General features: G+C 73.1%; 22 protein-coding genes. 12 read left to right on the forward strand and 10 right to left on the reverse strand.

All coding sequences use genetic code 11. The features are described from left to right. Positions 1-214 precede the first annotated feature (214 nt). Entirely contained in the window at positions 215-1,144 is a 930-nt protein-coding gene (locus tag AB0G84_RS03395; RefSeq protein WP_361314749.1) for a heavy metal transporter, read from the reverse strand. Between the two features lie 40 nt (positions 1,145-1,184). Between AB0G84_RS03395 and dapE the strand changes: the two genes are divergently transcribed. Further along, a complete protein-coding gene (gene dapE / locus AB0G84_RS03400) occupies positions 1,185-2,276 on the forward strand; it encodes a succinyl-diaminopimelate desuccinylase (RefSeq protein WP_361314751.1) in 1,092 nt (363 codons plus the stop codon). A 153-nt stretch (positions 2,277-2,429) separates the two neighbouring features. After that, the gene (locus tag AB0G84_RS03405; RefSeq protein ID WP_361314754.1) at positions 2,430-3,179 is read left to right on the forward strand and encodes a TIGR00730 family Rossman fold protein; all 750 of its coding nucleotides are present in this window, start codon (positions 2,430-2,432) and stop codon (positions 3,177-3,179) included. Positions 3,180-3,308: 129 nt separating this feature from the next. Here AB0G84_RS03405 and folP read toward each other — a convergent pair whose 3' ends face one another. Continuing rightward, positions 3,309-4,169, reverse strand: coding sequence for a dihydropteroate synthase (folP, locus tag AB0G84_RS03410; RefSeq protein ID WP_361314757.1), 861 nt, complete (start codon positions 4,167-4,169; stop codon positions 3,309-3,311). A 92-nt stretch (positions 4,170-4,261) separates the two neighbouring features. Here folP and AB0G84_RS03415 point away from each other — a divergent pair, with 92 nt between their 5' ends. Continuing rightward, positions 4,262-4,705: a DivIVA domain-containing protein gene (locus AB0G84_RS03415; protein ID WP_361314760.1), complete on the forward strand. Its 444-nt coding sequence runs from the start codon at positions 4,262-4,264 to the stop codon at positions 4,703-4,705. Then, positions 4,702-5,307 (forward strand): DNA-3-methyladenine glycosylase I, encoded by a 606-nt coding sequence (locus tag AB0G84_RS03420; protein WP_361314762.1) that lies wholly within the window; start codon positions 4,702-4,704, stop codon positions 5,305-5,307. The genes AB0G84_RS03415 and AB0G84_RS03420 overlap by 4 nt, the downstream gene beginning before the upstream one ends. Positions 5,308-5,407: 100 nt before the next feature. On the opposite strand, the gene AB0G84_RS03425 is transcribed toward AB0G84_RS03420, so the two are convergent. Then, positions 5,408-6,208, reverse strand: a complete 801-nt coding sequence (locus AB0G84_RS03425) for an enoyl-CoA hydratase-related protein (RefSeq protein ID WP_361314764.1) — start codon at positions 6,206-6,208, stop codon at positions 5,408-5,410. A 325-nt stretch (positions 6,209-6,533) separates the two neighbouring features. Here AB0G84_RS03425 and AB0G84_RS03430 point away from each other — a divergent pair, with 325 nt between their 5' ends. Beyond that, positions 6,534-6,701, forward strand: a complete 168-nt coding sequence (locus AB0G84_RS03430) for a DUF3117 domain-containing protein (RefSeq protein ID WP_126915881.1) — start codon at positions 6,534-6,536, stop codon at positions 6,699-6,701. A gap of 206 nt (positions 6,702-6,907) precedes the next feature. On the opposite strand, the gene AB0G84_RS03435 is transcribed toward AB0G84_RS03430, so the two are convergent. Then, positions 6,908-7,591, reverse strand: a complete 684-nt coding sequence (locus AB0G84_RS03435; protein WP_361314767.1) for an O-methyltransferase — start codon at positions 7,589-7,591, stop codon at positions 6,908-6,910. Between the two features lie 191 nt (positions 7,592-7,782). On the opposite strand from AB0G84_RS03435, the gene sigE reads away from it, so the two are divergent. From sigE to AB0G84_RS03460, 5 genes are all read left to right on the forward strand, one after another. After that, the gene (gene sigE, locus AB0G84_RS03440; RefSeq protein WP_361314770.1) at positions 7,783-8,589 is read left to right on the forward strand and encodes an RNA polymerase sigma factor SigE; all 807 of its coding nucleotides are present in this window, start codon (positions 7,783-7,785) and stop codon (positions 8,587-8,589) included. Further along, positions 8,586-9,548, forward strand: coding sequence for a zf-HC2 domain-containing protein (locus tag AB0G84_RS03445; protein WP_361314773.1), 963 nt, complete (start codon positions 8,586-8,588; stop codon positions 9,546-9,548). Before sigE ends, AB0G84_RS03445 begins: the two co-directional genes overlap by 4 nt. 149 nt (positions 9,549-9,697) lie before the next feature. Then, positions 9,698-11,818 (forward strand): trypsin-like peptidase domain-containing protein, encoded by a 2,121-nt coding sequence (locus AB0G84_RS03450; protein ID WP_361314775.1) that lies wholly within the window; start codon positions 9,698-9,700, stop codon positions 11,816-11,818. Positions 11,819-11,944: 126 nt separating this feature from the next. Further along, the gene (locus AB0G84_RS03455) at positions 11,945-12,427 is read left to right on the forward strand and encodes a sec-independent translocase (protein WP_361314778.1); all 483 of its coding nucleotides are present in this window, start codon (positions 11,945-11,947) and stop codon (positions 12,425-12,427) included. A 120-nt stretch (positions 12,428-12,547) separates the two neighbouring features. Further along, entirely contained in the window at positions 12,548-13,192 is a 645-nt protein-coding gene (locus AB0G84_RS03460; RefSeq protein ID WP_361314781.1) for a hypothetical protein, read from the forward strand. A gap of 106 nt (positions 13,193-13,298) precedes the next feature. On the opposite strand, the gene AB0G84_RS03465 is transcribed toward AB0G84_RS03460, so the two are convergent. From AB0G84_RS03465 to AB0G84_RS03475, 3 genes are read right to left on the reverse strand one after another with little or no spacing between them, the layout of a single operon-like run. Continuing rightward, positions 13,299-14,486, reverse strand: coding sequence for an Mrp/NBP35 family ATP-binding protein (locus AB0G84_RS03465; RefSeq protein WP_361314783.1), 1,188 nt, complete (start codon positions 14,484-14,486; stop codon positions 13,299-13,301). A gap of 42 nt (positions 14,487-14,528) precedes the next feature. After that, positions 14,529-15,107 (reverse strand): DUF1003 domain-containing protein, encoded by a 579-nt coding sequence (locus AB0G84_RS03470; RefSeq protein WP_361314786.1) that lies wholly within the window; start codon positions 15,105-15,107, stop codon positions 14,529-14,531. Beyond that, on the reverse strand, positions 15,097-16,404 hold the full coding sequence (locus AB0G84_RS03475; protein WP_361314789.1) for a CBS domain-containing protein: 1,308 nt from the start codon (positions 16,402-16,404) through the stop codon (positions 15,097-15,099). The genes AB0G84_RS03470 and AB0G84_RS03475 overlap by 11 nt, the downstream gene beginning before the upstream one ends. A 274-nt stretch (positions 16,405-16,678) precedes the next feature. Between AB0G84_RS03475 and AB0G84_RS03480 the strand changes: the two genes are divergently transcribed. Further along, positions 16,679-17,383: a hypothetical protein gene (locus AB0G84_RS03480; protein ID WP_361315131.1), complete on the forward strand. Its 705-nt coding sequence runs from the start codon at positions 16,679-16,681 to the stop codon at positions 17,381-17,383. 24 nt (positions 17,384-17,407) lie between these two features. Here AB0G84_RS03480 and AB0G84_RS03485 read toward each other — a convergent pair whose 3' ends face one another. Then, positions 17,408-17,947, reverse strand: a complete 540-nt coding sequence (locus tag AB0G84_RS03485; protein ID WP_361314792.1) for a hypothetical protein — start codon at positions 17,945-17,947, stop codon at positions 17,408-17,410. 66 nt (positions 17,948-18,013) lie between these two features. After that, a complete protein-coding gene (locus AB0G84_RS03490) occupies positions 18,014-19,138 on the reverse strand; it encodes a magnesium and cobalt transport protein CorA (protein WP_361314795.1) in 1,125 nt (374 codons plus the stop codon). Between the two features lie 513 nt (positions 19,139-19,651). On the opposite strand from AB0G84_RS03490, the gene AB0G84_RS03495 reads away from it, so the two are divergent. Beyond that, positions 19,652-20,236, forward strand: a complete 585-nt coding sequence (locus AB0G84_RS03495; RefSeq protein WP_361314798.1) for a suppressor of fused domain protein — start codon at positions 19,652-19,654, stop codon at positions 20,234-20,236. A gap of 60 nt (positions 20,237-20,296) precedes the next feature. Here the strand turns inward: AB0G84_RS03495 and AB0G84_RS03500 are convergent, their stop codons facing one another. Continuing rightward, positions 20,297-21,559 carry an MFS transporter gene (locus AB0G84_RS03500; RefSeq protein WP_361314800.1) on the reverse strand — a complete coding sequence of 421 codons (1,263 nt, stop codon included), beginning with the start codon at positions 21,557-21,559 and terminating at the stop codon, positions 20,297-20,299. Positions 21,560-21,599: the final 40 nt, after the last annotated feature.

Genomic DNA, 21,599 nt, shown 5'->3' on the forward strand with positions numbered 1-21,599 from the left:
GAACTCCGGTAAAGAGTTGGTAACGCATCACATAATCGGGCGGGGCGAAAGGCGGGCAATATGGGCGCGCCCCGGCCCGCTGCGGAAACGTCACAGTGCCCTGTACGCAAGGCAATTGACGGGGCGTCCGCACCGCTTCGTCCCAATTCCCCTACCGCCGAAAGGAATTGGTGCCACAGGTCGGCCCGGTGCCCCTATCGGGGGACGGCGCACACTACTGCGCGACGATGACCACGGCGTCCCGGCCGGCCGCCGCCGGCCCCTCCGTGCGGCGCTGCCAGCCCTGCCCCGAATCGGCCGCGGACCACGTCCGGCCGGCGTAAGAGATCTGTTCGATGTGCAGCTCGCCGGAGTGTGCCACCGCCCAGGTCGCCAACTCCCAGCCGCGCCGCGGCACATCCGCCGCGGCCGACGGCCCGCTCTGCCGCACCGGCACCGTCAGCTGCCGCTCCCCGCTCGCGCCGCGCCCCGCGGTGCCGCCGGTCCGCGGCAGTACCTCCGGGCCGAACTCCCGCACCAGCTGCGCCCGCACCTTCGCCGCGCCCCCCGGCCGGCTGTCCGCCGGACGGCTCTCGTTGCAGGTCAGCGCCGCGCCGTCGCGGCCGGTCAGCGCCCCGGTCAGCAGTGCCGCCCGGGCCTCGTGCTTGGCGTACGCCTGGGGGTAGCCGCTGCGCTGCACCTTCTGCGCGGCCACGGTCAGCGGCAGCCGGGAGTAGCCGGGCACCTCCGCCAGGTGCCGGTAGAACTCCCCGGACGCATAGACCGGGTCCATGATCTGCTTGATCGATCCCCAGTCCTGGGACGGGCGCTGCTGGAAGAGGCCGACCGAGTCCCGGTCGCCGAATTCGATGTTGCGCAGCCCCGACTCCTGCATCGCGGTCGCCAGCGCGATGGTCACCGCGCGCTCGGGCAGGCCACGCGAGGACGCCACCGCCGAGATCGTCGCGGCGTTTGCGGCCTGCTCCGGGGAGAGCTCGTAGGCCTTCTCGTCGCCGTCCGCGCGCACCGTGCACTGCGGTGCGCCAGGGCCCCCGGTGATGTATTGCACTGCCAAATAGCAGGCGAGTCCGACAAGAACGACAAAGGCCGCGGCGATGCGCATACGGCGCTTGCGGCGGATGGAGGCTACGGGCTGCGCGGACACGGAGCCACCGTACTGGAGTGCTGCCGATAGGGTCGGACCCATGGACCGCTCCGCATCCCGCCCCTCGCTCGACCTGTCGCTCGACGCCGCGGCGCTCACCGCGCAGCTGGTCGACATCCCCTCCGAGAGCGGCAACGAGAAGGCGCTCGCCGACGCCGTCGAGCAGGCCCTGCGCGCCCTGCCGCACCTGACCGTCGACCGGTACGGCAACAACGTCGTGGCCCGCACCCACCTGGGCCGGGACGAGCGGGTGGTGCTCGCCGGACACCTCGACACCGTCCCGATCGCGGACAACGTGCCGTCCCGGCTCGACGAGAACGGCGTCCTGTGGGGCTGCGGCACCTGCGACATGAAGTCCGGTGTCGCCGTGCAGCTGCGGATGGCCGCCACCGTGCCGGCCCCCAACCGCGACCTGACCTTCGTCTTCTACGACAACGAGGAGGTCGCCGCGCACCTCAACGGCCTCGGCCACGTCGCCGAGGCGCACCCCGACTGGCTCGCCGGTGACTTCGCCGTCCTCCTGGAGCCCTCCGACGGCCAGGTGGAGGGCGGCTGTCAGGGCACCCTGCGGGTACTGCTGCGCACCACCGGGGAGCGCGCGCACTCCGCCCGCAGCTGGATGGGCGCCAACGCGATCCACGCCGCCGCCCCGATCCTGGCGAGGCTCGCCGCGTACGAACCGCGCCGCCCGGTGATCGACGGTCTGGAGTACCGCGAGGGCCTCAACGCCGTCCGCATCGAGGCCGGCGTCGCCAACAACGTCATCCCCGACGCCTGCACGGTCACCGTCAACTTCCGCTACGCGCCCGACCGCACCCCCGAGGACGCGCTCGCCCATGTCCGGGAGGTCTTCGCGGACTGCCCGGTCGACGAGTTCGTCGTCGACGACCACTCACCGGGCGCCCTGCCGGGGCTGTCCCACCCGGCGGCCCGGGCCTTCATGGAGGCCGTCGGTGGCAGCGCGATGCCCAAGTTCGGCTGGACCGACGTCTCCCGCTTCAGCGCCCTGGGCGTCCCGGCGGTCAACTACGGGCCCGGCTACTCGCTGCTCGCGCACAAGAAGGACGAGCGGGTCGAGGCCGAGCGCATCCTGCACTGCGAGGAGCGGCTGCGCGCCTGGCTGACCGCCTGAACGGGTCCGGTCGTCCATCCGACCGTCCGGGCGCGCGGCGTCGCTGCCGGGACGGGCCGCCGTTCGCCCGCAGACCTGTCGAATTCCCCTGCGCGTCAGGTCGGCGGATCTACGCTGAAACGGCACACGATTTGCCAGCGGAGGGAGCACGTCATGGCCAGTCCCGAGGGAGCACCGGCCCCCGGTGAGCAGCGGCTGGGCCCCGTCCTGCGCCGTAAGGACCAGGTGCAGGCCGGCACCACCGACCAGCGGCTGCTGGACTCCGAAGGCCCCTCCGAGTGGGTGCACACCGATCCCTGGCGGGTGATGCGCATCCAGTCGGAGTTCGTCGAGGGCTTCGGCGCGCTGGCCGAGCTGGGCCCGGCCGTCAGCGTCTTCGGCTCGGCCCGCACCCCGCGCGACGCGAAGGAGTACGACGCCGGCGTGCGGATCGGGCGGGCCCTGGTCGACGCCGGGTTCGCGGTGATCACCGGGGGCGGCCCGGGGGCCATGGAGGCCGCCAACAAGGGCGCCAACGAGGCCGGCGGCGTCTCCGTGGGACTGGGCATCGAGCTGCCCTTTGAGCAGGGCATGAACCCCTATGTGAACCTCGGGGTGGACTTCCGGTACTTCTTCGTCAGGAAGACCTGCTTTGTGAAGTACGCCCGCGGGTTCGTGGTGCTCCCCGGCGGCCTCGGCACCCTCGACGAGCTCTTCGAGGCGCTCACCCTCGTCCAGACCCGCAAGGTCACCCGCTTCCCGATCGTGCTGTTCGGCACGGCCTACTGGAGCGGGCTGGTCGACTGGCTGCGCGACACCGTCATCGCCGAGGGCAAGGCCTCGATGCACGACCTGGAGCTCTTCCACCTCACCGACGATGTGGACGAGGCGATCACGCTGGTGACCAAGGAGGTCGGGATCTAGGGCTTTTCTTTTGGACCCCGCGAGCCCACGAAGATCCGAAAGAAGCGCCCTAGGTGGGTTGTCCCGGCAGGCACGTGCCGGGACAACCCACCTGGCCGCCGTACAGCCCGGACGCCGGGCCGCGGAGCCTCAGGCCAGTCCCCGGCGGGCGACCGCCGGGGGGCGGTGGCCGGCGATGGAGGCCACCATGTCGAGGATCTGGCGGGTCTCGGCGACCTCGTGGACGCGGTAGACCTGGGCGCCCAGCCAGGCCGAGACGGCGGTGGTCGCCAAGGTGCCCAGCAGCCGCTCCTTGACCGGCCGGTCGAGGGTCTCGCCGACGAAGTCCTTGTTGGACAGCGAGACCAGCACCGGCCAGCCGGTCTGCGCCATCTCGCCCAGCCGGCGGGTCGCCTCCAGGCTGTGCCGGGTGTTCTTCCCGAAGTCGTGCCCCGGGTCGATCAGCACGGCGTCCCGCCGCACGCCCAACTCCACCGCCCGCTCGGCCAGTCCGACGGTCACCCGCAGGATGTCGGCCATCACGTCGTCGTACTCCACCCGGTGCGGGCGGGTGCGCGGCTCGACGCCGCCCGCGTGCGTGCACACCAGCCCCACGTCGTGGCGCGCCGCGACCTCGGCGAGGCGGGGGTCGACCCCGCCCCAGGCGTCGTTGAGCAGGTCGGCGCCGGCCTCGCAGACCGCCTCGCCGACCTCGTGCCGCCAGGTGTCGACGCTGATCACCACGTCGGGGAAGCGCTTGCGCACCTCGGCGACGAAGCCGACCGTGCGGCGGGCCTCCTCCTCGGCGCTGACCTCCTCGCCGGGGCCGGCCTTGACGCCGCCGATGTCGATGATCGCGGCGCCCTCGGCCACGGCCTGCTCCACCCGTGCCAGCGCGGGCTCGTCGCGGAAGGTCGCGCCCTGGTCGTAGAACGAGTCCGGGGTCCGGTTGACGATCGCCATGATCACTGGCTCGTGCGCCCCGAACTCGCGATTACCCAGCCGCAGCATTCCCTGACTCCCTCTCCGTGGTCCGGGAGCGACCCTAACTGTCACACCCGCATGGCACGATCGGAGCAGGCACTCAGTCCGGGGAGTTGGTCGTGTTCTGGTTCTTGCTGATCGCGATGGTCGTGGTGGTGGCCGCGGTCACGCTCGTGGTCGTCGGTGGTGGTGACGGCGGGGGGCTGCGGGATTCCGAGCCGGACCGGCTGTACGACCCGCTGCCCGGGGACCGCCCGCTGGCGCGCGCCGATGTGGAGGCGGTCCGGATTCCGATGGCGGTCCGCGGCTACCGCATGAACGACGTCGACGACGTCCTGGACCGGCTGGGCGCCGAACTCGCCGAGCGGGACTCGCGGATCGCCGAGCTGGAGGCGGCGCTGGCCGGTGCCCATGCCACGGCGATGGGCGGCGCCGGGCTGATACAGGGCGGCCCGCCGGCGGACGGCGGCGCACCGGACGCCCGGCCCGGGACGGCCGACGACCGGCAGACCCCTGAGGAACCCGGCTCCCCCCGGCACCCAGAAGGCGAGGACGAGGCATGAGCAGCGTGGTGACCACACCCGACGGCCTTCCACGCTGTCCGTGGGGGATGGAGTCGGAGCAGATGGCCGACTACCGCGCCTACCACGACACCGAATGGGGGCGTCCGGTCCACGGCGATGACGCGCTCTTCGAGCGGATGACCCTGGAGGCGTTCCAGTCGGGACTCTCCTGGATCACGATCCTGCGCCGCCGGCCGGGCTTCCGCGCCGCCTTCGCCGGGTTCCGGATCGAGAAGGTGGCGCGGTTCGGCCCGGCCGACGCCGAGCGGCTGCTCGCCGACCCTGGCATCATCCGCAACCGCGCCAAGATCGACGCGACGATCGGCAACGCCCAGGTCGCCGCCGGGCTGGCCCCCGGCGAGCTGGACGCGCTGATCTGGTCCTACGCGCCCGACCGGGCCGGCCGGCCGGTGCCGCACACCTCCGCCGAGGTGCCGCCGGTGACGCCGGAGTCCACCGCCCTCGCCAAGGACCTCAAGAAGCGGGGCTTCCGCTTCGTCGGCCCGACCACCGCCTACGCGATGATGCAGGCGTGCGGCCTGGTCAACGACCATCTGGCGGACTGTCATGTCCGGGAGGCGGTGGAGGCGGCGGCCGGCTGACCGGCCCGCCCGTTGACCGGCCCGTCCGCTGACCGCCTCGTCCGCTGACCGCCCCGCCCGCCGCCCGGTGGGCCCGGGTGGCGGATGGGCCGGTCAGCTTTCAGCGGCCCAGGAAGACCGGCTCCTCCTTCTTCACGAACGCCTGCACCGCGATGTGGTGGTCCTCCGACGCCCCGGCGCGGCCCTGCAGCTCGTCCTCCTTGCCGAGGGTCTCGGCGAGCGAGTGCCCGGCGCCGTAGGCCAGCGACTCCTTGATTGCGGCGTAGGCGGCGGTCGGCCCCTGCGCCAGCCTGCGGGCGACCGCCGCCGCGGTGTCCGCCAGCTCGTCGGCCGGGACGACCTTGTTGGCGATGCCCAGCTCGTACGCCTCCTGGGCGCCGATGCTGCGCGGGAAGAGCAGCAGGTCGGCGGCCCGGCCGTGGCCGATCAGCCGGGGCAGGGTCCAGGACACCCCGGAGTCGGCGGTCAGCGCGACGCCGGCGAAGGAGGTGTTGAAGGACGCGGTGTCGGCGACCACGCGGTAGTCGGCGGCCAGTGCGAAGCCCGCGCCGGCGCCCGCGGCGACCCCGTTGACGCCCGCGACGACCGGCTTGGGCATCTCGGTCAGCGCCGTCACGATCGGGTTGTAGTGCTCACGCACGGTGTTCATGGTGCCGCCGGAGCCGGTCGCCCGGTCCTCGGTCAGCAGACCGATGTGCTCCTTGAGGTCCTGGCCCACACAGAAGGCCCGTCCGGAGGCGGTGAGCAGCACCGCGCGCACGGCCGGGTCCGCGGCGGCCGTCCGCAGGGTGTCCCGCAGCAGCACCTTCGCCTCGATGTTCAGCGCGTTCATCGCGTCCGGCCGGTTGAGCGTGATCGTCGCGAGTCCGTCGGTCACGTCATAGAGCACGGTGTCGGCCATGGTTGGAAAGTCCCCTCCGTCGCGGCTCGGACTGCGCGGCAGCGGCAGTCAGCGCTCAGGATGCCGGAGATCAACGGCCGCCCGCATGTGACGTACGTCAAAGATTGTTACTGCGCCGGACGTCCGCGGATGGAGGAGTATCGCAGCCCGCTCCCCGAATTGGGTGGGTTTGCGGGAGCGCGTTGCCGAAGGGATGCTCCCCGATGTTGGTCATCGGGTCGTTCGATGCGGGATAATGGCCTGGAAGCAATGTGTTCGATGCCGGTGACACGTGCCTATCCGGGCCGTCGGCTGAGATGAGCTGGTTTCAGGAAGGGGAACGAGCATGGCGGCCATGAAGCCGCGGACGGGTGACGGCCCGCTCGAGGTGACCAAGGAGGGGCGGGGCATCGTCATGCGGGTTCCGCTCGAAGGCGGCGGGCGGCTCGTCGTCGAGCTGACCCCCGACGAAGCCAAGGCCCTGGGCGAGGCACTGGAGAAGGTCGTCGTCTGACGAGGGCGGCGGACCGGCGGACACCGGGGGAAACCCCGGGACCCACCGACTCACCACGGCCCCGGCACGCGGCGCGCAGCAATGGCGCGCCGCGTGCCGGGGCCGTTTGCATCCCCCGGTTTCCGGGGGCCGGACGCCGGGGGTGGTGCCGGGTGTCGGGGACGGGCAGAGGCGCAAAGGGCCGAGCGGGAGGGGCGTCGGTGCGCTCAGCCGCGCTTGACCGCGCAGAGCAACCCGTCGCCGACCGGGAGCAGCGCCGGCACCAGCGTGCTGCTCTCCCGGATGGTGCGCAGCAACTCCCGCAGCCGCAGCACCTCGGCGGGCTGCACCGCCGAGTCGACCGTACGGCCGTCCGCGAAGACGCCCTCGAAGCACACCAGGCCCCCGGGGCGCAGCAGCCGCAGCGCTTCGGCGAGGTACTCCAGGCACTCCATCAGGTCGCCGTCGCAGAAGACCAGGTCGTACCCGCCGTCCGCGAGCCGCGGCAGGACGTCCAGCGCGCGGCCGGGGATGAAGCGGGCGCGGTTGCCGGCGAAGCCCGCCGCGCGGAACGCCTGCTTGGCGAAGGCCTGCCGCTCGGGCTCGCAGTCCACGGTGGTCAGCACCCCGTCGGGGCGCATGCCGTTCAGGAGGTAGATCCCCGACACCCCGGTGCCGGTGCCGATCTCGGCGACGGCCTTGGCGTCGGCGGTGGCGGCGAGCAGGCCCAGGGCGGCGCCGGTGCCGCTCGTCACCGTGCGGATCCCGACCTCCGCTGCGAGGTCACGGGACCAGCCCAGGGCGGCCTCGGCGGCGGTGTCGACGGTCCCGGCGCCGTACGCCTCGGCGAATGCCAAGCTCGTCTGCCGGTTGCCGGTAATGGCCCTCTCCTGTCCCCGTAGTTGACGCAACCGTGACTGTATCCGCTGCGTGCGGGAACCCGCAGATGGGACCGGGCGTTAAGTAGGGGTGAGGTGAGAAGGCGACGGGAGGGTGACGGGGGGACGCAGTGGTGAAGACCGCGCGAGACGGGAAGCACGATCAGAAGCAGGACCAAATGCAGGTCAAAACTGCTTATCCGGAGCTAACGGGCGAGGTGGATATGGTAGGGGCTCTACTGGACACCACCAGAGCCACCAGGGGAGGTGCGGCTGCGGCGGGTGACCGAGGGGTGCTGAGGCGCCTGAAGAGGTCGTTCGCCGAGCCGAAATCCGTGACAAACACTGCTGACCGTTTCCTCCCCCACTCTCGACTTCGTTCGAGCGGGGGGACCCCCATCGCCGACTCCGCACCCAGCGCGACCTTCGCCGCAGACGCGGATACGCAGGCGTGGACTCCGCCCACTTGGGAGGAGATCGTCAGCACGCACAGCGCACGGGTCTACCGCCTCGCCTACCGCCTCACCGGCAACCAGCACGACGCCGAGGACCTCACCCAGGAGGTGTTCGTCCGCGTCTTCCGGTCGCTGTCGACGTACACCCCCGGCACCTTCGAGGGCTGGCTGCACCGGATCACCACCAACCTCTTCCTGGACATGGTCCGGCGCCGGCAGCGTATCCGCTTCGACGCGCTCGGTGACGACGCGGCCGAGAAGCTCCCCAGCCGTGAGCCCGCGCCGCAGCAGCACTTCGACGACACCCACTTCGACGCCGATGTGCAGCAGGCCCTGGACACCCTCGCGCCCGAGTTCCGCGCCGCCGTGGTGCTGTGCGACATCGAGGGCCTGTCGTACGAGGAGATCGCCGCCACGCTCGGCGTGAAGCTCGGCACCGTCCGCAGTCGGATCCACCGCGGCCGTTCGCACCTGCGCAAGGCGCTCAAGCACCGCGCCCCGGCGACCCGCAGCGCGGAGCGTGAGCAGCGACGGTCGCTGGCCGTGGTGCCCACGGGGGAGGTCGGAATCGCGTGAGCCTCCGTGGCGGTCCGTCCCCCGCCGAGCAGCATCTCGGCGACCGCCTCGCGGCCCTGGTCGACGGCGAATTGGGGCATGACGCGCGCGAGCGGGTGCTCGCGCACCTCGCGACGTGCGGTAAGTGCAAGGCAGAGGCCGACGCCCAGCGCCGGCTGAAGAGCGTGTTCGCCGAGACCGCGCCGCCCGGCCCCTCCGCCGGGCTGCTGGCGCGGCTGCAGCAGCTGCCCGGCGGCGACCCCGAGGGCCCCGGCAGCCGGCTCGGTGGCGGTGGCCTCGGCTCCGGCACCTTCGGCGCCGGCGAATTCGCCCGGGGCAGCGGCGCGTTCCGCTATGCCCCGGCCGGCGGTCACGCCGGCCGTGCCCCGGCCGGTGTCAGCACCCCGCCCCGCGCGCGCGGTTTCCGCCCGCAGGACGCCGAGCGGCCCGCCCAGCGGCGCCGCTTCGCCTTCGCGGCGGCCGGTGCGGTCTCGCTCGCGGCCCTCGCGCTCGGCGGTGCCCTCCCGCTGGAGGCGGCCGTCGACCCGTCGGGCGGACGCGGTGAGGGCAGCGGCACGGCGGTCACCCCGCTCAGCGACACCCCCGCGATGGACGGCGCCGCGCTGCTTCGCGGTGCGGAGTACCTCCCGGCCGGGCACGCCCGCCCCGGTGAACAGCGCCCGTCCGGCGGTCTGACGCCGGCCCCGGCGCCCAGCGCCATGGCCCTCTACGGTCCCGGTGTCGCGCCCGACCGGACCGCGCCGCCGGCGGCCCCGGTCGGCCGCTTCGGGCTGTCCCCGCTGATCGTCGCGACCGGCCCGGCAACGGCGTACCGCCATCTGCCTCCGGCGGTGGCGACCGCGACCGGCGGCGTTCCGCTGCGGCAGGGCCCGCCGCTGCCCCCCTTGGAGCCGAAGCGTCCGCTGACCGGCTCCGCCGCCGCCCAGGGTCCCCAGGGCCCCGCCCCCGCCCCGCGCTGACCGTCCCCCTGCGCCGCTCCACCCTGACCGTCCCCTGCGCAGCCCCGCGCGGAACTGGTTGAATCGCTGTCGGGCGGCGCCCCCGCGAGCGGGCGTGCGCCGCGAGGTGGCGGTGGCCCGCGGGAGCGCGGGCGAATTCTGGGGAGAGCATGGACGACGGTAAGGCCGCCGGGCCGAAGCTGAAGTGGTGGAGCCGCCCGGGACGTACCCCGGGCACCGGGCCGTCCGCCGACGCCGGCCCGCCGATGGCACCGCCCGCCGACGGCCCGGCGGACGGCGCGCCCACCGGGGCCTCCGGCCCGGCCGGCGGGCCCGTTGCGGACGAGTCGGGCGACTGGATCGTGCGTCCGCCGGAGCCGCGGACTCCCGCCGCGCCGCCGGCGCAGCCCACCGGGAAGGACGCCCCCGCCGGGGCGGTCGACGAGGCCCGACCGGTAGGTGCCGAGCGGGAGTTGGCCGCAGCGGCACCTGGCGGACCCAGCCTGGAGAAGGCCCCCGCGGCCGACGGCGCGCCGGAGACGGCGGGCGCCGCGCGGTCCGGAGCGGCCACCGTGACGCTCGGTCAGATCTCCGCCGACCTGGGGGACGAGGCACCCCCTGCGGCCGCAGCGCCCGCCGGCGCAGCCGAGCCCGCCGGCGCCGCGCCGCAGCCGCAGGACGCCGTCGCGTCCGGCCCGGCGGGCCCTGCCGCGCCCGCCCGCCCGCTCCACCCGGAGGACCCCTACGGCACCCCGCCGTACGGCGGGCCCGGCCCCTGGGCCCCGGCGCCGCCGGTGCAGCGGCCCGAACCCCGCCCCGGCAGCACCCTGGGCTGGTCCGGCGCCACCCCTGCCCAGGGCACCCCCGCCCAGGGCACCCCGGTTCCGCCCGCCGCCGGCCCGATGCCCCCCTACGGCCCGGAGCCCGCCGCCGCGCAGGCCGCCGCCGGTGCCGTCGCCCCCCTCGCCCCGTCCGAGGCGGTTCCGCAGCCGGCTCCCGGGGGCGCGGACACCGCTTTCATGCCCCGCCCCGGCGACGGCGGTCCGCGCCCCGCCGCGGCCCCGCCCGCGTCCGCCCCGCCCGGCAGCGGCCCGGCCGGCCCGGGCGCCTGGCAGCAGTACGACCCCTGGAGCGCCCCCCTGCAGGGCGGGCCGCCGGCGGTGCCGCACGGCGGCCGGCGCATCCGCCGCGGCCAACTGGTCGCCGGTGCGGTGGCGCTCGCCCTGCTCGCGGGCGGGGTCGGCGGCGGGGTCGGTGCCTATGTCGAGCGGTACGGCGGGATCAACGACATCAACCTGCCGCAGGAGGCCGGGGACGGCTCCGGGCGCCGTCCCGACAGCGTCGCCGGGATCGCCCGGGCCGCGCTCCCCGGCGTGGTCACCCTGCACGTGCGGGGCAACACCGAGCAGGGCACCGGCACCGGCTTCGTCCTCGACCGGCAGGGCCACATCCTCACCAACAACCACGTCGTGGAGCCGGCCGGGACCGGCGGCGAGATATCGGTGACGTTCAGCGGCGGGCAGACCGCCAAGGCGAAGGTCGTCGGGCAGGACGGCGGGTACGACCTCGCCGTGGTCCAGGTCGAGGGCGTCACGGGGCTGCGGCCGCTGCCGCTCGGCAACTCCGACTCGGTGCAGGTCGGCGATCCGGTGGTGGCGATCGGCGCACCGTTCGACCTCGCCAACACCGTCACCTCCGGGATCATCAGCGCCAAGCAGCGCCCGATCACCGCGGGCGGTGCGAAGGGCGACGGCAGCGATGTGTCCTACGTCGACGCGCTGCAGACCGACGCGCCCATCAACCCGGGCAACTCCGGCGGCCCGCTGGTGGACGCCCGGGCCCGGGTGATCGGCATCAACAGCGCCATCCGCGCGGCCGACAGCGCGGGCGGCTCGGACAGCGGCGGTCAGGGCGGCAGCATAGGGCTGGGCTTCGCCATCCCGATCAATCAGGCCAAGCGGGTGGCCGAGGAGCTGATCAACACCGGCAAGGCGACCCACCCGGTGATCGGCGTCACGCTGGAGATGGAGTACGCCGGCGACGGTGCGCGGGTCAGCGCGCACGGCAAGGCCGGCCGGCAGCCGGTCTCCCCGGACGGCCCGGCCGCCCGGGCCGGCATCCGGGCCGGCGATGTGATCACCCAGGTGGACGGCGCCGCGGTGCACAGCGGCGAGGAGCTGATCGTGAAGGTCCGCAGCCACCGGCCGGGCGACACGCTGCTGCTGACCGTCCACCGGGGCGGCAAGGAGCGGTCCGTCCGGCTCAAGCTGGGTTCCTCCACCGCGGACTGATCGTTTGCACGGTGTTGGCACGGGTGACTCCCGTCCGACACACGGGGCCAGGTACCGTGATAGGCGGCCTGGCCCCTAGGCCGACGATGGCCGCAGATGGCCGCTGATGACCCAAGGAGCCGCAAGGTGTTCTTCGATATAGGACCCCTAGAGCTGGTAGCGATCATCGTCCTTGCCGTGCTCATCTTCGGTCCGGACAAGCTCCCCAAGGTCATCCAGGACGTGATGGGCGTCATCCGGAAGATCCGGGAGTTCTCCGACAGCGCCAAGGAGGACATCCGCAGCGAGCTGGGGCCGGACTTCAAGGACTTCGAGTTCGAGGACCTCAAGCCCAAGAACTTCGTCCGCAAGCACGTCCTGGAGAAGGACGAGTACGGCCTCAAGGAGCTCTCGGAGATCCGCAACGGCTTCGACATCCGGCAGGAGATGGCCGAGGTCACCGACGCCGTGAACGGCCGCGAGGACGCCGCCTCCGCCACGCCCTCGAACGGCTCCGGGCCCAGCCTGTACAAGGAGTCCCCGGCCGGCTCCGCCGGGCCCGACCTGCTCAAGAAGCCCGCGCCGCCGGCTCCGGGCGAGCGTCCGCCGTTCGACGCCGACGCCACCTGACACACTGCGGTATGACCGGGCTGTGTTGACCCCTATAGCTATGCTCCGGGTGTCCGGGGTTCGGTCGCCTGAGGGGGGCGGGCCGCCCACGACGCAGGGCAACAAGGAGGCTCCGCTCAGATGGAGACGACGAGTCGGACAGCGGATCAACAGGCGTCCGCCGCCGTCGGCCGGAAGGCCGACGGCTATCTGCTGGCCGCGTTCCCGTGGTACGGCCTCGACGAGGCGTTCACCGGTCCGCGCTGGTTGATGCAGGTCGGCGCAGCCGCGGGCGGCACCGTCGAGCACGGTGCCACCGGGCACGGCGAAGAGCCCACCATCAAGGTGGAGTCCCCGCAGGACGAGCGGTTCGCGGTCGTGGTGACGGTCGCCAGCCGCCCCGTACGGCGCAGCGCCGACGGCACCGGCGTTCTGGAGGCCACCTCGGTCTCCACCGCCGCCTGGCTCGCCGGCTCGGGGCTGCTCGCCCACACCTGGCCCACCCAGATGGACCGGACGCTGCGCCAGGACTGGCTGGACCAGCAGACGATGCTCGCCTGGGAGCTGGCCGACGACCTCGGCGGCGGGAGCTGGAGCGAGCTGATGCTGCCGGTCGACGGGGTGCCGACCTCGTTCGCCTACCGCGAGTCGGAGTACGGCTGGGTGCTCGCCGGCTCGTCGCCCGAGGGTCCCGAGGCGGTGCACATTGGGGCGTACGGCCGCGGGATGAGCGCGTACGGACTGGGCTTCTCGGTGATCAAGGACCTGACCGCGTACGAGGGCTGAGCGCGCCGGTGCGAACGGCAGGGGGCGGGCCCGCGGGCCCGCCCCCTGCCGTCGTCAGGTGGTCCGTACGAGCCCCTCGGGCGCTCGCGCGTCCGGGCCCGCCACCTCAGAACTTGTTGCGCGGGGTGATCCCCAACGACATCCCGGACAGGCCGCGCTGCCGGCCGCCGAGCTTGCCGGCGATCGTGCGGATCGCCGCGCCGGCGGGGGAGTCCGGGTCGGTGAGCACCACCGGCTTGCCCTCGTCGCCGCCCTCGCGCAGGCGGACGTCGATCGGGATGGCGCCGAGCACCGGCACCTGTGTGCCGGTCGTCTTCGTCAGGCCCTCGGCCACCCGCTCGCCGCCGCCGGTGCCGAAGACGTCGACCATCTCGTCGCAGTGCGGGCAGGGCAGCCCGGACATGTTCTCGACCACGCCGACGATCTTCTGGTGGGTCTGCACCGCGATCGAGCCGGCCCGCTCGGCGACCTCGGCGGCGGCCTGCTGCGGGGTGGTGACGACCAGGATCTCGGCGTTCGGCACCAGCTGTGCGACGGAGATCGCGATGTCGCCGGTGCCCGGGGGCAGGTCCAACAGCAGGACGTCCAGGTCGCCCCAGTAGACGTCGGCGAGGAACTGCTGCAGGGCGCGGTGCAGCATCGGGCCGCGCCAGACGACCGGGGCGTTGCCCGGGGTGAACATGCCGATCGAGATGACCTTCACGCCGTTCGCCGACGGCGGCATGATCATGTTCTCGACCTGGGTGGGCCGGCCGTCGGCACCGAGCATCCGGGGCACCGAGTGGCCGTAGATGTCGGCGTCCACGACACCGACCTTCAGCCCGTCGGCCGCCATCGCCGCGGCGAGGTTGACCGTCACCGACGACTTGCCGACGCCGCCCTTGCCGGAGGCGACCGCGTAGACCCGGGTCAGCGAGCCGGGCTGGGCGAACGGCACCTCGCGCTCGGCGGTGCCGCCGCGCAGCGACGCCGCCAGCTCCTTGCGCTGCTCGTCGCTCATCACCTCCAGCTCGACCGTGACGCCGGTGACACCCTCGACGCCGGCGACCGCGTCGCGCACGCTGTTGGTGATCGTCTCGCGCATGGGGCAGCCGGAGACGGTGAGGTAGACCACGACCGCCACCGTGCCGTCCGCCGCGATGTCCACCGATTTGACCATCCCCAGCTCGGTGATGGGGCGGTGGATCTCGGGGTCGTTCACCGTCGCGAGCGCGGCGCGGATCGCGTCCTCGCTCGGCGCGGGGCCTGAGGGGGGTACCACCCGGACGGAGTCTGGGGGAGTGTCGTTAGCCATGCCCCGATGGTACGGCGCAGGAGCGTGCCTCCGGAAAGGCCGTCAGCGGTCGCGTTCGTCACTCTCCGCGTCGATGATCTGCCGCAGCTCCATGTCCCGCAGCAGGTCCTGGAGCTCGTCGCGGATCCAGTCGCGGGTGGCCACTTCGCCCAGGCCCAGCCGCAGCGCCGCGATCTCCCGGGTCAGGTACTCGGTGTCGGCGATGGAGCGCTCGTTCTGCTTGCGGTCCTGCTCCTGGGTGACCCGGTCCCGGTCGGCCTGGCGGTTCTGCGCCAGCAGGATCAGCGGCGCCGCGTACGAGGCCTGCAGCGACAGCGCCAGGGTGAGGAAGATGAACGGGTACTGGTCGAACCGCAGCTGGCCGGGGACGGTGACGTTCCAGGCGATCCACAGGATGATGGTGACCGTCATCCAGACGATGAAGCGCCCGGTCCCCAGGAAGCGGGCGATCCGCTCCGAGAGCCGTCCGAAGGCCTCCGGGTCGTACTCCGGCAGGAACGTCCGGCGCGGGGCGCGCGGCATGTCCAGCCGCACCCGACTCCGCTCGGTGCCGCCCCGCCGCACCGCCGAGGCCCCGTTGGCCCGGGCGCGCTCCCGGCTCTCCCGCTCCTCAGCGCCCATCGGCCGTCTTCCCTGGGGTCCCGGTGCCGGTCAGCCCGGCCGGGCCGGAGCCGTGCAGCTCGACCTCGCGCCAGTCCTCGGGCAGCAGATGGTCCAGCACATCGTCGACGGTGACCGCGCCCAGCAGGGCGCCGCTCTCGTCCACGACCGGCGCGGCCACCATGTTGTACGCGGCCAGGTAGCTGGTCACCTCCGGCAGCGGGGTGTCCGGCGGCAGGGGCGGCAGGTCGGTGTCGGCGATCGAGCTGACGAGGGTGAACGGCGGGTCGCGCAGCAGCCGTTGGAAGTGCACCAGACCCAGGTACTTGCCGGTGGGCGTCTCGTCCGGCGGCCGGCAGACGTAGACCTGGGCGGCGAGGGCGGGGGAAAGGTCCGGGTCGCGCACCCGGGCCAGCGCGTCCGCGACGGTCGCGGACGGGCGCAGCACGATCGGGTCGGTGGTCATCAGCCCGCCCGCGGTGCGCTCCTCGTACGACATCAGCCGCCGCACATCCGCGGCCTCCTCCGGCCGCATCAGCTCCAGCAGCCGCTCCTTCTCCTCCTCCGGCAGCTCCGAGAGCAGGTCGGCGGCGTCGTCCGGGTCCATCGCCTCCAGGACGTCGGCGGCCCGTTCGTCCTTGAGCTTGCCGAGGATCTCGACCTGGTCGTCGTCCGGCAGCTCCTCCAGGACGTCGGCGAGCCGGTCGTCGTCGAGCGCCGCGGCGACCTCCGCGCGCCGCTTGGGGGAGAGGTGGTGCAGGACGCCGGCGAGGTCGGCCGGGCGCAGCTGTTCGAAGGTGGCCAGCAGGCTCTCCGCGCCCTGCCCGTGCTCCTCCAGCGAGAAGCCGGTCACCGCCGACCACTCCACGGTCAGCGCCTCGCCCTTGCGGCGCAGCGCCCCGCCCTTGCCCTTGCGCACGAAGACCTTGTCGATCTCCCAGTCGCGGCGGGCCGGCAGCTGGGTGATGCCGATGTCGAGGACGGTGACCTCCTCACCGGTCTCCACCAGCCGCACCCGGCGGTCGAGCAGCTCACCGAGGACCAGGGTCTCCGACGTCCGCTGTTCGAAGCGGCGCATGTTGATCGCGCCGGTGATCACGATCTGGCCGGACTCCACTCCGGTGACCCGGGTCATGGGGACGAACATCCGGCGCCGGTTGATCACCTCGACGACCAGGCCGAGCAGCCGTGGTGGGCGGGCGCCGACCCGCAGCAGCGCGACGAGGTCCCGCAGCCGGCCGACCGGGTCGCCGTTGGGGTCGAAGACGGCGCTGCCGGAGAGGTGGGAGACGAAGACCCGGGGAGTCACCACTGCCATGCAGAGCGCCGCCCTTTCTCCCGTTCCGTCAGAAATAAGGCATGAATCCTGGTTCAGGCTAACGCGCCCGGGTCCCCACCGCCGCGGCGGGGGCCGCCCTGGGGTGAGGGCCCCGCACCCCGCGGACGGCAGGAGTCGGCCCAGGTACGCTGCCGTACTGCTGTCGAGGTCACCCGCATCAGGAGGCAGAGCCGACGTGAGCGCATTCCCCCCGGGGGCCCGCCCCCGACCGCTGGCCGCACGCCGCCGTACGGGACGGGCCGTGGTCACCGGGGTGGTCGGCCTGGCGCTGGCCGCGGCGCTGGGGGCTTGCGGTAGCGAGGACCCGGACGCCGGCACCAACGGCGTGGGGAAGCTGCCACCGGCGAAGATCGAGGCCAAGGCGCAGGCCGCCGCCCAGCGCGCGGATACGGTGCACCTCTCCGGCAACGTCGTCAGCCAGGGCCGTACCTTCCGGCTCGACATGAGCCTGGCGAAGAACGGTGCCAAGGGCGAGCTGACCACCAAGGCCGCCGCCTTCCAGCTGCTGCGGGTCGGCGACGACCTCTATCTGAAGGCGGACGCGGCCTTCTGGGCCGGGGAGAAGCGCGGCGGGTCCGGCGGCAACGGCCCGTCTGCGGCGCAGAAGCTCGACGGCAAGTACGTCAAGGTGCCCGCCGCCGACCCGGTCTACAAGCGCTTCAGCGGCTTCACCGACAAGGACACCCTGCTCGCCAGCCTGCTGGGGCTGCACGGCAAGCTCACGGTCGGCGACCGCGGCGACGTCGACGGCACCCGCACCGTCCGGCTCACCGCCGGTGCCGGCTCCGGCGGCACCCTGGACGTCTCGCTGGAGGGCACGCCCTACCCGCTGCGGATGAAGCGCGCCGGCGGGGCGGGGGTGGTCACGCTCGCCGAGTGGGGCCGCGGCGTGGACCTCAAGGCCCCGGCGAAGGACCAGGTCGTGGACTACGGGAGCCGGATCTCCGGCACGGGCTGACCGCCCGGCCGGGTCTGACGGGGGTCAGCCCTTGCGGCCCCGGCGCAGCAGCTTCGGCAGCGCGGCCGGCACCGGCCGCCGGGTGATCGCGGCGGTGGCCAGCGGCGGGGCGGCGTGGGAGTCCTCCGGCATCCGGCCGGGGCGCTGGACGGCCTCCGCACCGGCCGGCACCAGCCGCAGCACCCGGCACTCGCGGGCCCAGCGCTCGGTGAGGGTGTCCGCGTCCGGCGCGTTGAGCCGCTTGCCCTTCAGCTCCTCGACGGCGGCCCGCCAGGCCTCGCTCTCCGGTGCCAGCTCGACGACCGTGGCCTCCCAGGCGACCAGCCGGCCGCCCTTGTCCTTGCTGCGCACGGTGATCGTCGCCGTAGCGCCGTCGGCCAGCCCGAGGTCCGCCAGCGGCTGCTCGGCGCCGTCGCCGACGAGGCAGGCGGCGCCCTCGTGCCACAGGTGCCACAGCGCACGGGCCGGGCCCTGTGAGCCCCGCACCCAGATGAGGCCGGACTTCTTGGTGGCCTCCTCGATGAGCGCCCGATCCTGCAGGGCCTGTGACACGGTCTCCGTCATACCGTGCAGCCTAACGGGCCCGTCCCTGCCCGCCCGGGGCGCCCGGACGCTGAGACGCCCGGTGCCCTACAGCCAGCCGTTGCGCTTGAACCCGCGGTGGATGCCGAAGCAGATCGCGACCGTGACGACCAGCACCGCCGGGTAGCCGTACTTCCACTTCAGCTCCGGCATGTAGGTGAAGTTCATGCCGTAGATCCCGGCGATCATCGTGGGCACCGCGAAGATCGCCGCCCAGGCCGTGATCTTGCGCATGTCCTCGTTCTGCGCGACCGCCGCCTGCGAGAGGTTCGCCTGGAGGATGGAGTTGAGCAGGTCGTCGAAGGACAGCACCTGCTCGTTGACCCGCGCCAGGTGGTCGGCGACGTCCCGGAAGTACTTCTGGATGTCGGAGTCGACCAGCCGCATCGGCCGCTCGCTCAGCAGCTGCATCGGCCGCAGCAGCGGCGACACCGCGCGCTTGAACTCCAGTACCTCGCGCTTGAGTTGGTAGATCCGCCCGGCGTCGCCGCCCTTCGCGGAGCCCTTGGTGCCGTTGCCCTTGCCGTTGGTGCCCGAGCTGAAGACGTCGATCTCCACCTCGTCGATGTCGTCCTGCACCGCATTGGCCACCGCCATGTAGCCGTCGACGACCTGGTCGGCGATGGCGTGCAGCACCGCGGACGGCCCCTTGCCCAGCAGCTCCGGGTCGTCTTGCAGCCGGTGCCGCAGGGCGCGCAGCGAGCCCTGACCGCCGTGCCGCACGGTCACGATGAAGTCCCGGCCGGTGAAGCACATCACCTCGCCGGTCTCCACGACCTCGCTGGTCGCGGTCAGCTCGGTGTGCTCGACGTAGTGCACCGTCTTGAAGACGGTGAACAGGGTCTCGTCGTACCGCTCCAGCTTGGGCCGCTGGTGGGCGTGGACCGCGTCCTCCACGGCGAGCGGGTGCAGCCCGAACTCCTTGGCGATACCCGCGAATTCGGCCTCGGTCGGCTCGTGCAGACCGATCCAGGCGAAGCCGCCGTCGGCCCGGACGCGGGCCATCGCCTCGGCCGGGGTGACGTGGTCGCTCACCCGACGGCCCTCCCGATAGACACCGCAGTCAACGACGGCGCTGTTGGCGCACGCCGGAGCGGAGCTCTCGTAGCAGGAGGCGTCGTCGCGCCGCCGGGACGGGCGGACGGCGGCGCGCAGGTCGCGGATCATCGACATGGCAGGCTCCTTCACGGGCCGGCCGTCAGCTGTGGGCGCGGGCACCACGCCACCCGGGACGGGACGTACCGGCTTCCTCGGCGGTGCATCCGGAAGGCCCTGCCCGGGGCGGGCGGGGCGGGCGGAGCGTGGTGCGGAACACTGACGGCAGTTCGCAGAGACACGGAACAAAGAGTCGAAGGCGCTCTTCCGTCATCTCCGCCGGCGCAAAGGGGATTCCGTGGTTTCACCGCTTGGTGGCGGGGTACGGAAGCCTCGGATTCAGAAGTGCTGCGCGAGGGGGATGACGGGAGAACTATCGGTACTGCACGGTCGACTCGGATCCACCGCAGCCCCACCTCCTCCGGCCGGTCCCCGTTGGGGGACGACGTCATTCCCTGACCAGACGGCAAGGCTATCAGCCGCCCGACGCGCCAGGACGCCGCTTTGCCTGTTCCATACGAATGGTTGGCGCTCGGTAGCCGGCCCGGACGGGGTGACCGCCGGCCGAGGGGCCGCCCGTATGCTCGCGGCATGTCTGACGTTCTTGAGCTGGTCGAGGCCCGGCTGCGGATGAGCCTGGGCGAGCCGGACGCGCGCGCCGCCGTCACCTTCCTCGGGACCGACCGTATCGAGGTGCTCCGCTTCGTGGGTGACGGTGTGGTCCGCTACGCCACGCTCGGGATGTCCGCCCAGCCGATGGCCGACCCCACGGCGGTCCTCGCGGATCCGCTGCGCGGCCCGCGCGCCGAACTCCTGCTGTCCGTGCGGGGCGGGCGGGCCGACACCGACAAGGTGCTCCGGCCGCTCGCCGTACTGGCCGCCTCCCCCCAGGTCGAAGGGGTGGTGGTGGCGCCGGGTGCCTCGCTGGACGTGGGCGAGCCGCTGTGGCCCGGCGCGGCCTTCACCTCCGTCCTGGTCGGTGAGGCGGGCGGGCTGGTGGAGGACCTGGAGCTCGACGAGCCCCGGGAGCCGGTGCGGTTCCTGCCGCTGCTGCCGATGACGCCCAACGAGGCGGCCTGGAAGCGGGTGCACGGCGCCGAGGCCCTCCAGGAGCGCTGGCTGCGGCACGGCACGGACCTGCGCGACCCGCTGCGCACCGGCGTACCGCTGGACTGAGCCGGCCCGCCCGGTCGGTGACGGTCCGTCACCGACCGGTGAACCCGCCCTGTGGTGGGCTCAGTTGGCGAAGGCCGACACCTCGTCCTGGGCGGCGTGCGCGGGCTCCGGCTCCGCCGCCCCGGTCGTCAGCGCCCGGCGCCGTACCGCCACGATGCCGGCTCCAGCCACCGCGGCCAGCGCCGCGATCGCGAACGGAACCGCGGAGCCGGCCCACTCCGCGACCTTCGGGGCGAGGAACGGCGCCGCCGCCGCGGCGAACCACCGCACGAAGTTGTAGCCGGCGCTGGCCACCGGGCGCGGGGCGGGCGAGACGCCCAGCGCCAGCTCGGTGAAGACGGTGTTGTTCAGGCCGATGAAGGCTCCGGAGAGCACCGTGCAGACGACGGCGGTGGTGTGGTCGCCGTAGCCCAGGACGAGCAGGTCGGCGGCGAGCAGCAGCAGCGACCCGCCCAGCACCGTCAGCGAGCCGAAGCGGCGCTGGAGCCGGGGCGCCAGGACCACCGAGAACACCGCGAGCAGCACACCCCAGCCGAAGAACACCCCGCCGGACCGGTAGGGCGACATGTCCAGCACGAACGGGGTGAAGGCCAGCACCGTGAAGAACGCGTAGTTGTAGAAGAACGCGGAGACGGCGACGGAGGCCAGTCCGCCGTGGCCCAGCGCCCGGACCGGGTCGAGCAGCGCGGTCCGGCGCGCCGGCCCGGGCTGCTCCTTGAGGAAGGCGGTGATGGCGAGGAAGCCGACGGCCATCAGCGCGGCGGTGCCGAAGAACGGGTAGCGCCACTTCATGTCACCCAGCACCGCACCGAGCAGCGGGCCGCAGGCCATCCCCAGCCCCAGCGCGGACTCGTAGAGCAGGATCGCCGCGGCGGACCCGCCGGCCGCCGCCCCCACGATGACCGCCAGCGCCGTGGAGACGAACAGGGCGTTGCCCAGGCCCCAGCCGGCCCGGAAGCCGACCAGTTCACCGACCGAGTCGGAGCTGCCGGACAGCCCCGCGAAGACCACCACCAGCGCCAGCCCGGCCAGCAGTGTCTTCCGGCCGCCGATGCGGCTGGAGACGAAGCCGGTGAGCAGCATCGCGACCGCGGTGATCAGGAAGTAGGAGGTGAACAGGAGGGAGACCTGGCTGTCGGTGGCGGACAGGCCCCGGGCGATCGAGGGGAGGATCGGGTCGACCAGGCCGATGCCCATGAAGGCGACCACCGAGGCGCCGGCGGTGGCCCAGACGGCCTTCGGCTGGCGCAGCAGGGAGGTGCCGCCCTCCTGGAACGGATCGTCGGTGCTGCCGCCGTGGTCGCTGCTCTCCGTGCCGCTCATGCGGAGCTCCCCTTCCAGGTCGTTGACGTCTACACACAAT

The sequence above is a fragment of the Streptomyces sp. NPDC020742 genome (assembly GCF_040641675.1).
Taxonomy (GTDB): domain Bacteria; phylum Actinomycetota; class Actinomycetes; order Streptomycetales; family Streptomycetaceae; genus Streptomyces.

What these genes read in the sequence shown, in the direction of transcription:
- dapE (WP_361314751.1), top strand. Translation starts at nt 1,185, where the DNA reads ATGGACCGCTCCGCATCCCGCCCCTCGCTCGACCTGTCGCTCGACGCC.
- AB0G84_RS03405 (WP_361314754.1), top strand. Translation starts at nt 2,430, where the DNA reads ATGGCCAGTCCCGAGGGAGCACCGGCCCCCGGTGAGCAGCGGCTGGGC.
- folP (WP_361314757.1), bottom strand. Translation starts at nt 4,169, where the DNA reads ATGCTGCGGCTGGGTAATCGCGAGTTCGGGGCGCACGAGCCAGTGATC.
- AB0G84_RS03420 (WP_361314762.1), top strand. Translation starts at nt 4,702, where the DNA reads ATGAGCAGCGTGGTGACCACACCCGACGGCCTTCCACGCTGTCCGTGG.
- AB0G84_RS03425 (WP_361314764.1), bottom strand. Translation starts at nt 6,208, where the DNA reads ATGGCCGACACCGTGCTCTATGACGTGACCGACGGACTCGCGACGATC.
- AB0G84_RS03430 (WP_126915881.1), top strand. Translation starts at nt 6,534, where the DNA reads ATGGCGGCCATGAAGCCGCGGACGGGTGACGGCCCGCTCGAGGTGACC.
- sigE (WP_361314770.1), top strand. Translation starts at nt 7,783, where the DNA reads ATGGTAGGGGCTCTACTGGACACCACCAGAGCCACCAGGGGAGGTGCG.
- AB0G84_RS03450 (WP_361314775.1), top strand. Translation starts at nt 9,698, where the DNA reads ATGGACGACGGTAAGGCCGCCGGGCCGAAGCTGAAGTGGTGGAGCCGC.
- AB0G84_RS03460 (WP_361314781.1), top strand. Translation starts at nt 12,548, where the DNA reads ATGGAGACGACGAGTCGGACAGCGGATCAACAGGCGTCCGCCGCCGTC.
- AB0G84_RS03465 (WP_361314783.1), bottom strand. Translation starts at nt 14,486, where the DNA reads ATGGCTAACGACACTCCCCCAGACTCCGTCCGGGTGGTACCCCCCTCA.
- AB0G84_RS03470 (WP_361314786.1), bottom strand. Translation starts at nt 15,107, where the DNA reads ATGGGCGCTGAGGAGCGGGAGAGCCGGGAGCGCGCCCGGGCCAACGGG.
- AB0G84_RS03475 (WP_361314789.1), bottom strand. Translation starts at nt 16,404, where the DNA reads ATGGCAGTGGTGACTCCCCGGGTCTTCGTCTCCCACCTCTCCGGCAGC.
- AB0G84_RS03485 (WP_361314792.1), bottom strand. Translation starts at nt 17,947, where the DNA reads ATGACGGAGACCGTGTCACAGGCCCTGCAGGATCGGGCGCTCATCGAG.
- AB0G84_RS03490 (WP_361314795.1), bottom strand. Translation starts at nt 19,138, where the DNA reads ATGTCGATGATCCGCGACCTGCGCGCCGCCGTCCGCCCGTCCCGGCGG.
- AB0G84_RS03495 (WP_361314798.1), top strand. Translation starts at nt 19,652, where the DNA reads ATGTCTGACGTTCTTGAGCTGGTCGAGGCCCGGCTGCGGATGAGCCTG.
- AB0G84_RS03500 (WP_361314800.1), bottom strand. Translation starts at nt 21,559, where the DNA reads ATGAGCGGCACGGAGAGCAGCGACCACGGCGGCAGCACCGACGATCCG.